Origin of the sequence: Akkermansia sp. RCC_12PD, assembly GCF_036417355.1 — a bacterium.
Classification (GTDB): Bacteria; Verrucomicrobiota; Verrucomicrobiia; order Verrucomicrobiales; family Akkermansiaceae; genus Akkermansia.
Genome location: NZ_CP143889.1, coordinates 2,568,649 through 2,588,511 on the forward strand (window position 1 = coordinate 2,568,649; position 19,863 = coordinate 2,588,511).

At 58.5% G+C, this 19,863-nt stretch carries 5 protein-coding genes; 3 read left to right on the plus strand and 2 right to left on the minus strand.

Annotation, left to right across the window (positions count from 1 at the left end; all coding sequences use genetic code 11):
- Complete coding sequence (locus tag V3C20_RS10915; protein ID WP_161981504.1) at positions 1-2,163, minus strand: AMP-binding protein; 2,163 nt, start codon at positions 2,161-2,163, stop codon at positions 1-3.
- 459 nt (positions 2,164-2,622) lie between these two features.
- Between V3C20_RS10915 and V3C20_RS10920 the strand changes: the two genes are divergently transcribed.
- From V3C20_RS10920 to V3C20_RS10930, 3 genes are all read left to right on the plus strand, one after another.
- Positions 2,623-2,814, plus strand: a complete 192-nt coding sequence (locus tag V3C20_RS10920) for a hypothetical protein (RefSeq protein WP_130084657.1) — start codon at positions 2,623-2,625, stop codon at positions 2,812-2,814.
- 138 nt (positions 2,815-2,952) lie between these two features.
- A complete protein-coding gene (locus tag V3C20_RS10925; protein WP_149879817.1) occupies positions 2,953-12,447 on the plus strand; it encodes an autotransporter-associated beta strand repeat-containing protein in 9,495 nt (3,164 codons plus the stop codon).
- A gap of 542 nt (positions 12,448-12,989) precedes the next feature.
- Positions 12,990-18,854: an autotransporter domain-containing protein gene (locus V3C20_RS10930; RefSeq protein WP_330935382.1), complete on the plus strand. Its 5,865-nt coding sequence runs from the start codon at positions 12,990-12,992 to the stop codon at positions 18,852-18,854.
- Positions 18,855-19,024: 170 nt separating this feature from the next.
- Here the strand turns inward: V3C20_RS10930 and V3C20_RS10935 are convergent, their stop codons facing one another.
- Positions 19,025-19,759, minus strand: a complete 735-nt coding sequence (locus V3C20_RS10935; protein ID WP_295971646.1) for an acyl-ACP thioesterase domain-containing protein — start codon at positions 19,757-19,759, stop codon at positions 19,025-19,027.
- Positions 19,760-19,863 lie beyond the last annotated feature (104 nt).

Sequence of the window (19,863 nt, forward strand, 5' to 3'; positions counted from 1 at the left end):
TTACGGTTCAAAGGGAATGTTCAGCGCCTCGTACGCCAGCATCCTGCACTGCTTCAGGTCCAGCTTGCCGGAAGGCAGCACCGGGATATGCTCCACGGGGATGATCTCTTTGGGGCACCACAGGGCGGGCAGCCCCTGGTCGATCAGGCCGTGCCGGATCAAGGTGCGCGCCTGGTGCACGTAATCCGTCACCAGGGTGGTCAGCAGGGCCACGGCTTCTCCCTTCGCCTGGTCCGGAATGGTGACCACGGCAATTCTCCGTTCGTCGTCAGTGGGGTCCAGGTTCCATATATTCATGATGGCTGCTTCCAGCGCTTCATGGGGGACCATTTCCCCGCCGATCTTGGAGAAGCGGGAGACGCGCCCCTCTATTTTAAGAAAGCCGTATTCGTCCGCGGCGCCAATGTCTCCGGTCTTCAGCCAGCCGTCCACGAAGATGTCCCTGTTCACTTCCGGTCCGCCCAGGTAGCCGGGGAAAATGTTCGGCCCCTTCAGCCAGATCATGCCGGAAGTGGTGACGGGCACTACGCGCCCCGTATGCGGACTGGTGATGCGTACGGCAATGCCGGGCAGCAGCGCGCCTACGGTCCCTTTTTTCATGCCCGGAATAAAGTCGCCGGCGGCATTGGACGGAGCAGAGTCCACAAAATTGACGGAACAGACGGGGGATGCTTCCGTCAGGCCGTATCCTTCACACGGAATGGTGCCGAATTTTTCCCGGAAGGCGGCGGCGAGGTCTTCAGGCAGTTTTTCCGCGCCCACGATCAGGTAGCGGACCGTCTTGAAAGTATCCGGTTCGCACCGCTTCATGAAGCCGCGCAGGAAGGTGGGGGTGGTAACCACCAGGCTGATGCCGTACTGCTTGATCAGCGCGCCCAGACGCTTGGCTTCCAGAGGGGAAGGGTAGGTTACCATGTCGTATCCTCCGATCATCGGATACCACAGGCCGATAGTGATGCCGAAGCAGTGGAACACGGGCAGGCTGCCCAGGAACCTGCTCTGCGGGGCCAGAGTGATGCGGGAGGAACACTGGGAAATATTGGCAAGCAGGTTGTGGTGAGTGAGGGGAACCCCCTTGGGCTCTCCGGAAGAGCCGGAAGTAAACATCAGCACGGCTTCATCCCCGCCCACAGGCGTGTCCAGCCCCAGTTTCCTGATCATGAAACCGGCTGTCAGGAACTTGATGGCCAGTCCCCACCGCTTGGCGGAACCTTTGAGAAGGGGAAGTTCGCGCTCCATGAAAATCAGGTCCCGCTGGGGTGGCCACGGAAAGTTCTGGAGCTTGCGCATGAAGGTGTCCGCCGTGATGAACCAGTCCACGCCGGACTGTTTTACGGAACTGGCGAAAGCGCTTTCCGAGGCGGAATAATTGAAATTGACTGGGGTCTTGCCCGCAAACAGGCAGCCCAGATTGGCAATGGCCGCCCCTTTGCCTGGCGGCAGGATGATGCCCACCCTCCGGTTGGAGGTGATTTTCTTCAGTCGCCTGGCGAAGGCTATGGAAATGGCCAGAAGCTGGCCGTATGTCAGGGAAGTGTCGTCAATCCCGTCAATAACCCGGCAATCCGAATGCTGCTTGAGACTGCGGAACAGCAGGGCGGAAAGGGAGCCGTGGAGCTGGGGCAGCGTGGCATACGCCTGGGCGGAGCATTCCAGCCATGCGGTGGTCAGGCGCGCGGCCATTTCAGCGCCCGGCGCCAGCTTGGGAAGGATGTAAATCTGGATGTCCGCCTGGGCGTCCGTATCCGCTTCCGCATCCAATACGGAGCTGGTGTAAAAACCCACATACACCGGGACGGGGGAAATGTGCAGGGCTCCCAGGGTTTTCATGACCCGCGGGGGAATCTGGCAGATGGAACCCTTGATATGCGCCACAGGGCCGGGCAGGAAAACCACCCTGCGCCCCTGGTTGATGCGCTCCATGATCGCCGCGCGCAGGGCGATGGGGTCGCTGGTTTCCGCGCGAAACAGAATGCCGTCCGCCTTGGTGGATTCCAGATGGGCCGCGATAGCCGCGTCCGGAGGGAGGGCTTCCTCCACCAGGTAGGTAATGCGGTCCCTGCCCAGTTCCTTTTCGAACATAAGCAGGGTTTTGTGGGACAGCTTGTTGAAAATCAGCAGGTCGCCGGCGTCGGATAGATGGGAGGTACCGAAAATGGCCATGAGGGAAAAATGAAAAACTTGCTCCATTTATTCTAGCGACCTGATGCCCGGAGGGCAAGAAGGAAAGCCGTCGCCTTTCCCGCTGTCATGAATGCACCGTGATCACCGGGGGATACAGATGGAAATTACCCTTTCACTTGTTATCGAAAATATACGGAATTTTTGAAAAACTTTTTCAGGGCCTGCAGAAATTTAAAAAAAAGGCGTCTGGCCGCCGTCGATTCTCCATATTTCGGGTCAGAGTGCAGACTGTTTTTCACGGCGGGATAAATTTATTTTTCTGTGTTTTCGTGAAAAAAATGATACTGGGAGAAGGTGGGGAAAGAAGTCTGAAGCAGTTTCTGTCAATTTGTAGCAATTACAATATCATGCAAATGAAAGACTTGAATCAAAGGCTGCCGTTCCGCGCCTGTTGCATGCGGAATCCATTGGCGGAGGCGCGGAAAAGATGGGAACGGAATGAAAAGGAGAAGGGAATGTGCGGATTTGAAATCCGTTCAGAAAAGGAAACTCAGGAGAAAAATGTCTTTTGATAATTGCATAAGTATTTCATTTAAAGAATATTTTATAATAAATGGAGTGCATGAAATTATTGAAAATAATTGTTATGTTCTTGAATTTGGTGAGAGGCGTTTGGAAGAAGAAAAATGATTTAAAGCATTGTAAATGGAACTTCCAGATTGACACCGGATTTCAAATTCGATAAACCGCTAATGATATAGAGAGCCTCCTCTGTTTTCCTGAAAAAATAGATTATAATTAAATATATTCATAACCAACATTTTATCTATGAAGCTTCACTTGCCCTTGCAACTGCTGTCCGCCCTGCTTGCCTGCTGTGCCCTCGTTTCCGCCCCCGCCTATGCCCTTGATCTGGGAGCCAATGAAACCATTACGGAGAATACGGACTGGACGGAAAATACAAATGTAACCGCCAACGTCACCCTGACCATTAACCCGGACGTTACAGTTACCCAGGAGACGGGTTCCCTGGTCATAGGAGCGCATACGCTGACGATTGACGGCGGAGGCACGCTCAGCATTCTCAGCACCGCTACGGAACACACGCTGGCGGCAGACGGGCGCCTGAATATCCAGGGCGGCTCCACGCTGGACCTGACGGCTCCGGATGCACGCCTTTCCGTGGCGCAGGATGCCAACTGGACCCGGTTCATCATCTCCGTAGCGGATAACAGCGTGTTGAAAACACGCAGCATGGATGCAGGGAATTACGTATTCGGAGCCAGAATGACCAATAAGGAAAATTTACTCCTGTCCGGCGGCGGCACCATTGAGGTGACAGCCACCGCGGCGGAGACGATATCCAACATCGGCTTTACCGTGAATGAAGGCGGAGGCAGCTACCTGGTGACCAATGCCGGAACGACGGTAAAAATGCGTCTGAACACTGACAAGACCATTCAGGTTGTTCTGAATGACGTGCTGACCCTGGGCGGTGCAGGCAATATCGAAGGCGGGGACAAGGATGACATGTTCACCGGGAACGGAGGATTGAAGAAAGTGGGGGACGGAACGCTGACGCTGGGATTCGCCAATTCCTTTGGCGGCGGTGTGGAACTGAATGGAGGTACGCTGATTGTGGGTCATGCCGGCGGCATGGGCACGAACAAGGTTCTTTCCGTGACGGGCAATGCGGCCATCGGAGGCATATCCGCCGCGTATCAGGGGCTTTCCCTGTCTTCCGGCGTCACCCTTGACGTGTCCGCGGTGGACGCCGGCGCGGGGCTGACTTTAAGCGGGGGCTCCCTGTCCCTGGGCGGGCAGAACACGATGACCGGCAACCTGAATCTGGGAACCGGCCTGTTCATTGATGCCAGCCATATGACGAAAAACGGGGACGCCCTGCTGGCTCTGAACGGTTCCTTGACGGTGAACGGCAGCTTGCTGCTGGAGAATGCAGACGACGTTTCATGGGGCGCCGGAACATACAGCCTGATCAGTGCTACGGGAGGAATTACCGGGGATCTGGCCAACACCGTCCTGCTCGGGTCCCAGTATATAGGGAATTGGGATACGGCGGACAATGTCCTGAAATTCGTGGTGACGGAACTGACCTCCATAAGCTGGACGGGCGGAGGGGACGCTACCTGGACGGTGGGGGGAAGCGGGACCAATTCTCCGTGGAGCGCCGGAAGCACTTTTGAAAACGGCATGGGAGTATCCTTTGGGGATATTGCCGGCAATGCTCCCCAAACGGTCAACATCGCCGGGCAGGTAAATCCCGGCCTGATTCTGGTCAACGCGGAATCCACCGATTACACATGGACGGGAACGGGCTCCCTTACGGGAAGTTCCAAACTCCAGAAGACCGGAAACGGAACGCTGATGATCGCCACGGACAACTCCGGCTTTTCCGGGGAAATCCTGCTGGGCGGCGGCGTGGTGGAAATGCAGAACGCCGGAGCGCTGGGGACGGGAAACATTATTTTCAACGGGGGCGCCCTCAAATACGGCACGGGCATCACGGCGGACATCTCCGGGCAGCTCAAGACGGATGCCCTGGCAAGCAACGCCATTCTGGTGGACACCAACGGGAATGCCGTGACGTGGGCCTCCCTGGCTGGGTGGACCGGAACGCTCACCCGTTCGGGAGAAGGCAGCCTGACGCTGGGCGCAGGTACTTATGAAGGCAAGCTGACGAATGAGGGGACAGGCTCCCTGACCATCGGAGCAGGGAACTCCTCCCTGACCGGCGGCATTGGGGGCACCGTAAGCAAGACGGGAGACGGGACGCTGACCATCAACAGGAATGCCTTTACCAATTCCAACGGCTCCACGCTCATCGTGGAAAGCGGGACTCTTTCTCTGAAACAGGATGAAGCGGCCTGGACCGGAAGCATGAATATTGTCCTGAAAGACAATGTGGCAATGACTGTCCCCTATGGTGTCGGTGTGAACGGAACAGGGACGCTGACCATGGGTAAGGGGACTTCGCTCACTTTGTCAAATGGGGGCGGTACTTCCGGGGTGTTCAACATGAACATCATTCTGGATGCGGCGGGAGGGCAGGCTTCCCTGAGTGCGGGCACTTTCGGGAATAATACGTCCGTCGGGAGCACGATCAGCGGTACCGGCGATTTGAAAATTACGCATATCAACAGCAATCAATGGAAATTTACCGGAGGCTGGGTGAAAAACTCCTACGACGGCAATACGGAAATTATTGCTACGGACAAGAATATTAATCTGACCTACGACGTAGGAAATGCCTCGGTTACCAGTGGACAGACTGTAACCCCCTGGGGGAAGGGGAATGTTACGATTGGAGGAGGTGCGGGTACGATTGCGGTGACATTCTCCGGATTGAATTCTAATGCTGCTATGGGAGGAGTTGCTCTGGATGGCGATATCACACTGAAAGGGGTGAACGCCGCCACTAGATTGAATATTTTTACCGGAGCCTCCGGGAACATGGTTCTCAACGGCAAGGTTTCCGTGGAGACGTCCGGTTCCGGAACAGCGATGATTTCAAGCGGAGACATGCTCCGAATGGAAGGCGGCCTGGGCGGGACGGGAACGCTGGCGGTGAATACCAGAAATAATGTCGGGGCCCTGACGCTGGGCGGGGATGTCTCCGGATTTTCCGGAACTCTGAATCTCACCGGCTCCAACCTGTACCTGGATGCGGATACGGCTTTGGCAGGAACGCTGAACGCCTCTTCCGCCAAGGTGACGGCCCTGCGTTCCCAGAATGTGACGGGAACTTTGAATGCCGCCTCCCTGGCCGTTGACGGAACCGCCCTGAGTGCGGATGGCGCTGTCCTGACGGTTGCCAATCTGGCGCTGGGCGCGGATGCCGGAGTGAGTCTGAACATTGACGGCAATGTAGCCGAAGGGACATACACGCTGGTGGGTTGGGACACCCTGACGTCCGGGAACTTTGTGGATGCAAACTCCATGACCCTGACCGGAACCCTGGCGGGCCTGTATCAGGGCACGTTCACCGTGGATACGGCCGGCAAGACGGTATCCGTCAGCGTGAGCATGGCGGATGGAGTGATTGTGTGGGACGGCAATCCGATCGGCGCAGTGGACAACACCAAGACGTACCTGTTTGACGGAACCCATACGGGCGCCGTTTCCTTGACGGGAAGCATGGACGCCAAGGCCATCTACTTCAACAACGGAGCGGGGCAGGATCTGGCGTTGACCAACAACGAAGGGGAACTGGCCGGCAACGGTACCATCACCAAGCTGGGAGAAGGAAAGGTAAGCTTCAACAGCTCCAACGAAAATTACGCCGGGGCGGTCAACATTCAGGAAGGAACAGTGGCCGTGACGGCGAACAAGGCGCTGGGTACGGGCACCGTAACGGTGGCGGGTGAGGGAACGCTGGAAATCGGCGTGGGCGGCAATATCACGGACATTTTGGGAGAAACGATGCCCGTGGTCAACGGCGGAACGCTGGCCTTCACTTCCGGGGTGGAAGTCACGCTGAACAAAATTCTTGACAGCGGCACGGGCGCCAATCTGGAAGTAACAGGCGAGGGGACAACCCTGAACCTTCTCAATGACAATCCTCAAAGGAACATCGTCTCCACTTATGTGGGGACAGGCTCCATTCTGTCCATCACGGCGACGAACACTATGAACACCCTGCTGTCCGGCAGCCTGACCGTCAACGGCGGCAGCCTGAACACGGACGGCGACAGCTTCGGCTACACCGGGGCGACACTCGGTTCCCTGACGCTGCAGAACGGCGCCGTGTGGACGCTCACGGGCACCAAGCACAATACGCTCAATACCCTGAACTTGACGATGGACGCCAGTTCCGTGCTGGTCAACACCAGCGGCAATGGCTTCTATGTCCTCAACGGCAGCCACCGGATCAACACGCTGTCCAGCGCTTCCGGCATGTCCGTGTTCACTTCGAACGGGGAGTTTAACAACAATAAAATGACGATCTCGGGGGCTACGGCCTTTAACATTGCCCGGGGCAACTTCGCACTGGATGACACCAGCACGGCGGACTTGAAGATAGACGTGATCGTCCAGGGCGGCAGCAACATCACCAAGACGGGTGACGGCGTTCTTCAACTGACGCGCGCCAACACATACTCGGGGCAGACCCTGCTCAAGGAAGGAACGCTTCTTCTGACGGGCGCCGCCACGCTGGGCAATGGAGCCGGCGCCGTGACGCTAGGCGGCAACGGGGACGCTTTCCTGACTTTTGCTGTGGACGGAGACCGAACGGTGGGCAATGCCATTGGCGGCACGGGCACCTTTACCCAGAAGGGGTCCGGAATCGTTACGCTGGGCGGAGCCAATACCTACACCGGCATCACCAGTGTGGAAGCCGGAACGCTGAAGGCGGGAAGCGCCACGGCTTTCGGGACGAGCTCCGTATCCCTCTCTTCCGGGGCCACACTTGACATCGGAGACTATGCGCTCGGCAATGCCGTGGCCGTAAAGGCCGGTGCTTCCGGCGCACTTTCCACGGCATCCATCATCAGCAATGGAGGCACGCTGGGCAGCCTGACGCTGGGCAGCTATTCCCGGCTGAACGTCGATGGCAGCATGGCCCTGGCCTCCGGGGCGGCGCTTACTTTTGACATGACGGGTTTGACGGCGGGAGACAATGCGCTGGTGACGCTCACCGGCGGCCTGACGGTCAGCGGAACGCACAACCTGACCCTCTCCAACTACGAAACGCTTACCGATTCCGGGAACTACTCCCTGCTGACGGTGGGAACCGGGACGCTCATGGTAGGCTCCTTCAATGTCGGAGAACTCATTAACGAGGCCCATCCGGAACTCACCTACATGCTGGGGCTCTCCGCGGACGGAAAGACGCTTCAGCTTAAAATAGAGTCCTCCGCGGACATGCTCACATGGAATGGAACGGCGGATGCCGGAACATGGAGCGCCGGCGACGTTTCCAACTGGACCTATGCGGGAAGCAGTACTAAGCCGACAAGCACGGACGGCCAGCCTCTGCTCTTTGACAACACGGCGGCCAACAAGGACGTGACGATCACGGGGAACGTGGCGCCGTCTTCCGTCGTGGTCAGCAACAGCGGTAATAACACCTACACCTTTGAAGGAGACGGCCACATTACTGGGGATACGACCATTCTTACCAAGAGGGGGGACGGAACGCTGATCATCCGCAACACCAACAGTTATGGAGGTTCCACGTCCCTGGAAGGGGGCATTGTGGACATCAACGGGGACGGAGCGCTGGGAACGGGCTCCATCATCTTCGGGGGCGGTACGTTGCAGGCCTCCGGGAACGTGACGCTCACGCAAATCATGGTGCAGAAAAACGCCTCAGACGCCGTGAAACTGGCTGCCACGGGCGCCGATACAGTGCTGACGGTAAGCACTGGCGGCCAGGACAGCTTCCTGGGGCTTAACTGGAATGTTTCCGGGAACGGCAGTGTCGCGCTGGGCGGCATTGCAGATACGAAGGTCCTTTCCGGCACCATCGCGGTGGCGGCCGGTTCCAAGCTCAACCTTTCCGGCGGAACGGAAATAGCGCTTTCCGGCATCCTCAAGAATATCTCCGGAACCTTGGAGAAAACGGATGGCGGCTCCCTGCTCATCAAGACGATCAACGGGAATGACGCGCTCAACGGAACGTTGCGCAACAGCGGGGCAGACATCGTCTTCTCCGGTTACGGAGCGGCTACGTCCAACCGGACTGTCACGGTCAATGGAATGCTGGATGCCTCCGTGGTCAATGCAACCTACGGCGTAACGCTGAACCTGAAACATTCCCAGAACATAGGCACGTTGCAAGTCGGCGGCGGAACCTTTGACGGCAACACGCAGGCCTCCGCAGTCATCGTCGGAACGGGGGTCACCCTCACAAGCAACAGCGTAACGCTGGGAGGAGACGTGGCCGGTGAACTCAACATCGCAGGAGGAACGGCGCAGCTGGGTGCTCTCGCTTTCAGCGGAACGGTCAGCTCCGGCATTACGCTGAACGGCAACGGTACGCTTACCATGGGCGGCAACATCACCGGAACCTCCGGTACGCTCACGCTGGGAGAAGGCACGCTCAACTCCAGTGCGGCCTGGTCCGCGGAAAGCGGAGTTGTGCTCAACGCGGCGCAGGGCAAAACCGCCACGGTAGACACCACGGGAGGGAACATCACCCTCAACGGCGCACTTAGCGGAACGGGCAGCCTCGCTAAAACAGGGACGGGCCAGCTCAGCCTTGGCTCAGCCAGTGCGGACTACGCGGGAACCGTAACGCTCTCTTCCGGCACGCTGGCCTTCCTGGCAGGGGCCGACGGTTACAAGGGCGCCCTCAACATCACCGGGGGCGAACTGCAGGGCGGCCAATACTACAGCGGCGCCAGCAAAAATGTCACCGTCAATGCGGCGGCCGGAGTCAGTTCCATCTCCCTGGGCGGTTTGAACGGCTCCTCGCTCAAATCCATAGGTATTACGGATGCCGGTACGGTCATCAGCGGCATCAACGGGGCGGCCAGCCTGGACAGCGCCAATCTGGTCGTCGGCACGGACAATGTCGCCAAGACGCAGGACTTGGCAGGCAGCGATTCCATCATTCAGTTCAATGAGAACGGAGCTACGCTGGACATCGCCAGCCTGACGCTCTCCCTTTCTGCGGACGTGGTCAACGCCATGCAGGGCTGGGGAGCCGGAGAACGCACCGCATGGCTCAACCTGACCAACGGATCTCTGAGTTACGGCACGGCCACCTTCAACCCGCTTCTGGAAGGCCTGGGCTTCACCGTCACGGGTATCAACGGCGGCTCCATCGGTATCACGGGCGACGCCACGCAGATCTATGCGGTGGGCAGTGAAGACAAGGAAATCACCAGCAACGCGGAACTTGATCCCTACCGGGCGGTTATTGTGGACGGCAATCTGGCCCTCAACCTCCCTGGTGTGGATGACGAGGCGGAAGGACTGACCATCAACAACCTTTCCGGAGCGGCTTCCGGAGTGATCACCATTACTGCAACCGATGACAAGACGGCCTCCGTCATCCTGAACAACGAACTGCTGGGAAATGATCCCAATACGTCCGGACCCGACACGAAATACGCCGGAACCATTAACGGCGGCACGGCCAATATCACCAAGACGGGTGCGGGTTCCCTGGAACTTTCCGGCAGCCTGAACACGGACGGCGCGCTGGACATGCGGGAAGGCAGCCTGACGCTTTCCGGCACGGCGGACCTGGGTTCTATCGTACTTGACTCTAGGGAGGCGGACAGTCTCTCCACCCTGAACGTCATCGGCACGGCAACTGCCGGAACGCTCACGGATGAAGGCAACGGCGGAACGCTCAACATTGGCGGGGACGGCAAGCTCACGCTTGATACGGCAGGTTCCGAACTCTCCAACAGCACTGTGACGGGTTCCGGTACGCTCCAGGTGGCGGACAACGCCTCCCTGCTATTCAACGGCACATCCAAGCTTGACGGCGTACAGGTGGAGCTCTCCACGAACGGAATGCTGGAACTTGGCAACGCAGCTAACAGCCTCTCCGGTCTTACGGGGAATGGAAGTCTAAACAACGGTTCCGCCCTGGAAATCACCGCCTCCGGCAAGTCCGTCTTTGAAGGCTCGCTGACCGGGGAAGGCAGCATCACCATGAACGGAACGGGTACGCAGACTCTCAAGGGCAGCGGCTCCGCCGGGCAGTCCCTCAACGTTACGAAGGGAACCCTGGAGCTGATGGGCGCTGAAGGGGGCAACGGTTCCGTCACCTACAAGACGCTCACGGCAGGTACCGGCGGCCATGTGCGCCTCACGGCGGTGGGTGACGGCGTGGACGCTGTCAACACCACGCTGACGGTCGGCAACGGCCTCAATCTGGCGGGGGCCAATCTGGACCTGGTCATCAACACCAACAGGGATGACCTCTTCGCCAACCCGGTCATTACGGTTCTGGCAGGGGATGTCAACCTGAACGGCACTACTGTTTCCCTGGACAGTCTGGGCGACTACGACGATCCGGCGGATCCAACGGCCAACCTCAACTTCACGCTGGTGGACGCGCAGGGTGCTGGCGGTACGGTAACGGCTGACGGCGCTTCGGTGACGTCCTCCGGATACTTTGACTTCTATTACCAGGAACTCGGCATCCGTGCGGAAGGCGGGAAAATCATCGTCAGCGGCATGGTCAAGACGGACAACGCCTTCATGGACGCGGCGGATACGGCCAACTCCGCAGCGGGAGCCAACCTTCTGTGGAACAACCGCGGCAACGCGCCCAAGGGTACGGTGTTGGGTGACCTGCGTGAAGCAGTACGCAACGACATCCAGTCCGGCAACGCGGGACAGGCCGCTCGTTCCATGGCGGCGTCGGCGGGTTCTACGGTCAACGCCCTGGGTACCGCCCAGCGCGACGCGCTGAGAGAACAAATGGGATGGATACGCAACCGCACCAACCAAATGGGCGTCAACCCCGCCTACATCAACGAAGACCTCCCCTACTTCCACATGTGGATGGAAGGCACGGGCTCCTACGCCCAGCTGGACACCAGGGGTGATGAAAGCGGCTACAAGCTCACCACCTGGGGGGGCACCTTCGGGGTGGACGTGGACCTCAGCGACTCCTTCACGATGGGGGCGGCCTTCACGGCCAACTACGGCGACCTGACGGCCAGCGCGGCGGACACGGCCGACGGCCACCTGGACAGCTACTACGCCAACCTCTTCGGCCGCTACCAAAGCAAGCGCTGGGCCCACACGCTCATCCTGACGGGCGGGTGGAACGATGCCAAACTCAACCGGACGGTGGACTACGGAGCGGGCAGCTACAGGACGCAAGGCAACACCAACGGCTGGGGAATGGGAGCGATGTATGAACTCACCTACGACATCTACCTCAACGAAAACAGGAGCAGCATCCTGCAGCCCCTCTTCAACGCCTCGGTGGTCACCACGCGCATGGACGGCTACCGTGAAACGGGAGCGGGCAACGCGGGCCTGAGCGTGGACAAGCAGGAATGGACGACGGGGACACTTGCCTTGGGGGGCCGGTGGATGGGTCTTGTAGGCAGCAACATCTTCGGGAGGGAAGCACTGGCGGAACTGCGTATCAACGCGGCCCAGGACCTGGGAGACGACCGGGGAGAAACGTCGGTGGGCTTCCTTGCCAACCCCGGCTACACGCAGCAAGTGCGTGGAGCCAAGGTAGGTCGGACGGCGTTGCAGATAGGAGCGGGCCTGAGCGTGCCGGTAGGGACGCAGGGGACGGTCTTTGTCAACGGCAACGCGGACATCCGCAACGGAGCCAGCTCGGTAAACGGAAGCATCGGCTACCGCTACGACTTCTAAAAAAAGTCAAGACAGATCAGGGGAAATGGTGGAAACACCGTTTCTGCTGCAAAAACAACAAGGCCGCCCGGGGTGAACCGGGGCGGCCTTGTTGTTGGTGGTAGGGAGATGGACAGAATGGACACAATGGAAAAGGGGAAACGCTGCCTGTCCATTTTGTCTATTTTCCTATTCCCCCCATAAAATATTTCCCCCGGAATTTCCCCCTCACAATAAACATTTTGGAATAAAAACCACTATATTTTGATATAAAAAATATTCACATTAATTTGAACAGCGGATTAAAAATCCGCTGTTGAGCGGCAAAGTTGCCAATATACCAGAACCAGCCCTCTTGTCTGTTTATATTAATAAAGATAACACCATGCGGCATTCCTTTCGCGGACCAGATCAGGCCGGAAAAAAGCCCTTTTGAAGATGCGCAACACCTAGGGAATCAACGTTTAATCTTGTAGCAGGATTTTTAATCCGTTAGTAATCATAAAAAGCCTCCCGTGCTGGTTCGGGAGGGATTTTCACCCTCATTTTCTCTAAGAAAAACTATGAAGTTGCATCTTCCCACTGGTTTGCTGTCCGCCCTGCTTGCATGCATGGCTGTCGTCCCCTCCCCGTATGCGCGCGCTGCTGAATATACGTGGCTGGGGCAGAATTCCGATATTCATGGAGCCAACAATTGGGATCCTTCCGTAACGGATTGGTCGGCCGTCTGGTCGGGCACGGCTGCCAATACCATTATTCTTGACCAGGGCAGCCTGACGGGCACCAGCAAGGAGCTTCAGGCTTCCTTTAATACGCTTTCCATTGGTGGGATTACCGTGACCGGAGGGTCGGACGGATTCGGCGTAGTCAAGGGAGGGGGATATAACCGCGCCATCAATTTGCGTGACGGGGGGGCAGGATATACGCTGTTTGACATTGGCGGCGATTTTACCCTGGGCAGTTCCGGCGCGCCCTGGGCAAACGGCATTATCTTCAATGCCGATGCCCTGTTCAAGATAGCAACCGGCAAAACCATGAACATGTTTGGCCCTCTGGGCGTGGCTGGGGAGGGAACCCGGACCGTAACCGTGGGGGCGGAAGGCCATTCCGGCACCCTTATCCTGAATACGGCCGCCCAGGCCGGGATGAACGCGGACTGGGTTGTTACTGGCGGGGCTACGCTGCAGTTGAACGATGCTGCGGCCCTGGGTTCCGGCGCCGTCAACCTGAATGGAAGCCATTTGACGGCTCAGCAGGATACCACTCTCGCCAACGCCCTGACCATAGGCGGTTCGTCGGGCATGACGGTGAATGCCGCCACGCAGTTTTCCAATGTGATCCTTTCCAATGCTTCTTCCCTGAACATGAATGGAGGAACGCTCTCCATTGCGGAATCCGGTTCCCTGTCTCTGGGAACTTCCGCTACCGTGACGGGCAACCTGACGCTGGGGAATGGCTCCTTTTTGAATTTCTCCGTGTTGCCTTCCTCCGGAGCGTACCTGCTGAATGTCACCGGAACGCTGACCGTAAACAGCGAACTTCTTCTGGGAGAAGCAACGATTAACGGCATGACTTGGGCGGCAGGTTCCTATGGCATGATCAATGCGGGTACCATTGCCGGAGTTCCTTCCAACTCCTTCGTTCTGGGGGATAATTTGATGGGATCCTGGAATGCGGAAAACGGAAAGCTTACACTGGTGGTGGCGCAGGCGACTCTGCTTGAGTGGAAGGGCGGCGACGGCGTCTGGTCCGCCGCCGCTCCCGCCGTCTCCCCGTGGAAAAATGACGGCGTGTACGGCAATGATGCCGGTGTCATCATGGGGGATATTGACGGTAATGCCCTGCAAACAGTGACCATTGACGGCGTTGTTTCCCCCACCATCATGATGGTGCAGGCGAACGACACGGATTACGTATGGAATGCAGCTGAAGGCGGCGGCTCCCTGGAAGGTGTTGGGAATCTGGAAAAAACCGGAAATGCCACGCTGACCATTAATACGGACAACACCGACTATTCCGGCAAGATCATCCTGGGAGGCGGCACAATTGAAATGGGCAGCGCTTCCGCTTTGGGCACCGGGGACCTGATGTTCGACGGCGGTACCCTCCGGTACGGTGCCGGTATAACGGCTGACGTCTCCGGCCGGATTTCCGCCGCAAGCAAGGAAAACATCAAGGTGGATACCAATGGAAATAACGTGACGTGGGCTTCCGTGGACAGGTACAAGGGATTTGCCATGGAAAAGTCCGGGGACGGAACATTGAACCTGGGCGCTGCCGTTTATACGAATGCGCTGACAGTGAACGGCGGCACTGTTTCCATCGCCTCCGGGGAAGTTCAAACGAGGTTTTCAGCGGGAATCTCCGTAAGCGCGGGGAGTTCCCTGTCCATTACCGGATCTATCGACGGCATTGCTTCGGGAAACAGCGCCAGTATCGTTATTAACGGTATGAGCGGTGCGGGCAGGATTGAACTGGATAACCAGGCGGCCAAATCCCGTTTTTACATTTCCGGAGATAATTCCTCCTTTACCGGGGAACTGGTGGCGACGGGATTGAACAACAATCCGGGCAACACGAATGATGCCCGCGACATTCAGTTTGCGACCGCCGCCAGCATGGGGAGGGGTACGATCACCTTGAATGGACGCGGCTTCTGGCTGGATAGCCCCAACACGGCGGATACCGCCGCCATGGCAACGATCAATGTGCTGGAGAAGGGAACCTACCTGAACGGGGGAAGCGGCAATTCCTATTATTTTGGAGGCGCGTTTACCGGAAGCGGCGAGGTAACGACCGCCATGGGCGGAGCCAGTGCGTTTTGCTACCTTTTGGGGGATATGACCGGCTTTACGGGAAGCTTTAACCACAGCAGTACTAACAGCGTCTATACCTGGGTATTTGGCAATGGAACTGCGGCTACTCTGGATAATGGCAAACTTTTCGGGGACGGGGTAATTTTGAAAGGCTCCAGCGGTACGGCAAAGTATAAATTTTCCTACGCGGACGACCTCGTTTTGATGAACGCCGCCGTAGGCGCTGAAGGCGCCCTGAACGCCGCATTGGAACAGGCCGGAACCGGAACGCTGGTGCTGACGCAGGATAATACCGCCACGGGAACACTCACCATCACCAGTGGCAAGGTCCAGCTTGGAAACGGAGAGGCTGCTGGTTCCTGGACGGGGCAGATTACCGGGGCGGGGGAATTGCTGGTAAACAGATCCGCGGGCTCCCCTGTAATCAACCTGAATGCCTCCAATAACTATGAGGGCGGCACCGTTTTGAACGGCGGCAGCGTAAAAGCGCTGGGCGCGGGATCCCTGGGTACGGGGGCCGTCACTGTCAACGGCGGCTCCACCTTGGACATGAACGGCCAGGCCGTGGCCAACAGCGTCACCATCACGAAGGGCGGCCTGCTGAACTCGGGGGCCTATGTTACGGCCGGCGGCGTGAACGTGAATGCGGAAGCCGGTTCCGGAGACATTAACCTGGGCGGCCTGGCCGGGGACAAGGTGGGTACCATCAATACAACCACGGCGGGAACCGCCGTCACCGGCCTGACCGGAAACCTGACCCTGGCGGGCGGCAACTCCCTGCACGTGGGGGTAAACAACACTTCCTACGCGGCCGGGGGCGACCAGAAGAGCCTGCTTCAGTTCAATGACACGGCTACCGGTACCGTCTCGTTCGGCGGGGACGCGTCCGACCTGACGCTGCATCTGGACATTGATACGGACATCCTCATTGCCATGCGCGATCTGGAATCCGTCGGTATCCTGCTCACCAACGGAACGATTGGCGGCTTGCCGTCGGATAATCTGGTTGAATGGCTTAACCAGCACCTGACCTTTAACGCCACGCTGGAAAGCCTCGGCTTCGGCATTCAGGGCGTGGAGGGTGGAAGCATCCTGATCTCCGGAAGAACGGACCAGATCTACATCGCATCGGAAGACGGGAATACGGTTACCAGCATTCCGGCCCTGAACTCCTATTCCCAGGTCATCGTGAATACGGACTTGGCGCTGAATGTGGATGTGCCCGCCGCCAACACGGATAAGACCGTCATCCGCCATCTTTCCTCCGGCACCTCCACCACGGGCAATCTGACTATCAACGCCACGGGGGACGGCTCCCTGAATGTGGAACTTGCCAACGACCTGGACAATTCCGTGTTCAACGGCAATCTCACGGTTAACGGCGAGCGTGTGGACCTGGTCAAGACGGGTGACAAAACGCTGACTATCAACGGAAACATCGCCACGGCCAATTCCGTGGTCGCGCAAGAGGGAACGCTGGCGCTGAACGGCTCCGCCAACAGCATCGGCACGCTCAACCTTGCCTCCTCTGCAGATGGGGCGGCCAAGGTAGTCATCCGTGGCACCACGACGGCTTCCCTGGCGGATGACGCGGCAGGCGGCAGCCTGGAAATCGCCTCCGGCGGCACCCTGAAAACTACCGGGGATTCCTCGCTGAACCTGGCCACTTCCATTTCAGGAGCGGGAACGCTGAACATTCAGGAAGGCTCCAGCCTGACCTTGTCCGGTGAGGCCGGGCTGTCCGGAACGTCCGTCACGCTGAATGGAACTCTGAGCCTGGACGGCACGGGGGACAAGTCCATTCTGCGGCTGTCCGGTTCCGGCGCTCTGGCCTTGAACGGGAACACCCTGTCCATCACCTCCACCACGGCTGGAAGCGCCTCCTTCTCCGGCACTTTGCAGGGAGAGGGCACTCTGGACATCTCCGGAAAGGTCACTCAGGAAATGCGGACCGGGAGCACCGCGTACGACTTGAACGTGCATGACGGCGGCACGCTCGTCCTGAAGGGGACGGAGGCTTCCGCCGGACTTGACTACAGGAATGTGGCGGTGGGCTCTTCCGGCATCCTGCGCGTGGAAGCCACCGGCTCAGGCAGCGGAAACGCCAATACGGCCCTGAATCTGAACAGCATTGACTTCCAGAGCGGTTCCACCACGGAATTCGTGTATAACCTGAACCAGGCGGATCCCTTTGGCTCCGCCATGATCACGGCGGATTCCATCACCATCGGAGATGGAGCCCAGTTCGTGCTTGCCAACATGACGGGCAACACCGGCCTGGGCACGTATGATAACCTGGAAAACGTGGTGCTGATGACGGCGGACCTGATCAATGGACTGGATGAAGGTGCTTCCCTTTCCATCGGGACCACCGGGCTTTTTGCCGTGTACTACAAGGATGCCGTCATGTCCAGGGACGGGAATAACATCGTGTTGAACGCCACCGTTCAGCAGGAAAACATCTTCACTCCCGCCGCTGACTCCTACAATGCGGCAGCCGGTTCCAATCTCCTGTGGGAAGCCAGAAACAATCTGGACGCAACTTCCCAACTGGGCCAGCTCATGAATGCTGTGAGCAATATGATTACGGGGGAAGCTCCGAATCTGTCCGGTGCATCCAGAGCTCTGGCTGCGTCGGCGGGTTCCACGGTCAACGCCCTGGGTACCGCCCAGCGCGACGCGCTGAGAGAACAAATGGGATGGATACGCAACCGCACCAACCAGATGGGCGTCAACCCCGCCTACATCAACGAAGACCTCCCCTACTTCCACATGTGGATGGAAGGCACGGGCTCCTACGCCCAGCTGGACACCAGGGGTGATGAAAGCGGCTACAAGCTCACCACCTGGGGGGGCACCTTCGGGGTGGACGTGGACCTCAGCGACTCCTTCACGATGGGGGCGGCCTTCACGGCCAACTACGGCGACCTGACGGCCAGCGCGGCGGACACGGCCGACGGCCACCTGGACAGCTACTACGCCAACCTCTTCGGCCGCTACCAAAGCAAGCGCTGGGCCCACACGCTCATCCTGACGGGCGGGTGGAACGATGCCAAACTCAACCGGACGGTGGACTACGGAGCGGGCAGCTACAGGACGCAAGGCAACACCAACGGCTGGGGAATGGGAGCGATGTATGAACTCACCTACGACATCTACCTCAACGAAAACAGGAGCAGCATCCTGCAGCCCCTCTTCAACGCCTCGGTGGTCACCACGCGCATGGACGGCTACCGTGAAACGGGAGCGGGCAACGCGGGCCTGAGCGTGGACAAGCAGGAATGGACGACGGGGACACTTGCCTTGGGCGGCCGGTGGATGGGTCTTGTAGGCAGCAACATCTTCGGGAGGGAAGCGCTGGCGGAACTGCGTATCAACGCGGCCCAGGACCTGGGAGACGACCGGGGAGAAACGTCGGTGGGCTTCCTTGCCAACCCCGGCTACACGCAGCAAGTGCGTGGAGCCAAGGTAGGTCGGACGGCGTTGCAGATAGGAGCGGGCCTGAGCGTGCCGGTAGGGACGCAGGGGACGGTCTTTGTCAACGGCAACGCGGACATCCGCAACGGAGCCAGCTCGGTAAACGGAAGCATCGGCTACCGCTACGACTTCTAAAAAAAGTCAGGACAGATCAGGGGAAATGGTGGAAACACCGTTTCTGCTGCAAAAACAACAAGGCCGCCCGGGGTGAACCGGGGCGGCCTTGTTGTTGAGTGGCTAAATGACTTTAATGGAGCTGGCGTACTTGATGGACAGGTAGAGTTTTTTCTTCATCATTCTGTCCATCAGGTCCATTCCAGCACCGCTTCCGCCCGCAGTTCATCCCCCTGCATGATATGGTGGCAGGTAAGATTCTCCTGGCGGAACAATAGGGACTTCATCTGTTCCCCGGCATGGCTTTCCTTCCTGAAGTGCAGGTGAATGCCAGTCAGGGCGCGTTCCGCCTGCCAGGCTTCCGGCAGGGATTCCAGCGCCCAAACCAGATAGGCGGCATTGTTGATATGACGGTTGAAATCCATATCCCGGCGTTCCGCCGTCCATTCCCGGATTTCCGGCTGAAGGTTCTTCATGTCCAGCCGGACAGCGGAGACTATTTCGTCACAGGGCACTTCCGGGAATTGGGTAATGTATTTGTTCAGGGGAACGGGACGCCTGCGGCGGATGTCGATGACGGCCCAGAGGCAACTTGCCTCAATGATGCCGTTTCCCTCCGCATCCCGGACTTCCAGATTGCGGCGCGCCTGGAGGGGAGAGGCCTGGGCCGTGCAAGTGCGCAGCTCCACGGTCTCCTTCCAGGCCGGTCGGCGCCTGATAGCCATGTCCAGGCGAACTTCCACCCAGGCCAGCCCGCGGGACATGACGAAATCATAGCCGAACCCCAGGGTGGAGGCGTGTGCCTCCGCTATTTCCTGAAGCCAGTGCAGAACCGTCTCCGGCTTCATGAGGCCGTCCGGTCCGCTTTCATAACTGCGGACGGAGGCTTGCGTGGAAAAGGTCCCTGCGGCTTCAAGATGTTTCATAACCGTACATGCTACCCGGACCTTCCCGCGGGAGCCAGTCAAAAACGGGTAATAAAGCCGTAAAAACAGCGGGAGAATGCACGGCCGGAGTTGGGCCATTCCGC

What these genes read in the sequence shown, in the direction of transcription:
- V3C20_RS10915 (WP_161981504.1), bottom strand. Translation starts at nt 2,163, where the DNA reads ATGGCCATTTTCGGTACCTCCCATCTATCCGACGCCGGCGACCTGCTG.
- V3C20_RS10920 (WP_130084657.1), top strand. Translation starts at nt 2,623, where the DNA reads ATGAAAAGGAGAAGGGAATGTGCGGATTTGAAATCCGTTCAGAAAAGG.
- V3C20_RS10925 (WP_149879817.1), top strand. Translation starts at nt 2,953, where the DNA reads ATGAAGCTTCACTTGCCCTTGCAACTGCTGTCCGCCCTGCTTGCCTGC.
- V3C20_RS10930 (WP_330935382.1), top strand. Translation starts at nt 12,990, where the DNA reads ATGAAGTTGCATCTTCCCACTGGTTTGCTGTCCGCCCTGCTTGCATGC.
- V3C20_RS10935 (WP_295971646.1), bottom strand. Translation starts at nt 19,759, where the DNA reads ATGAAACATCTTGAAGCCGCAGGGACCTTTTCCACGCAAGCCTCCGTC.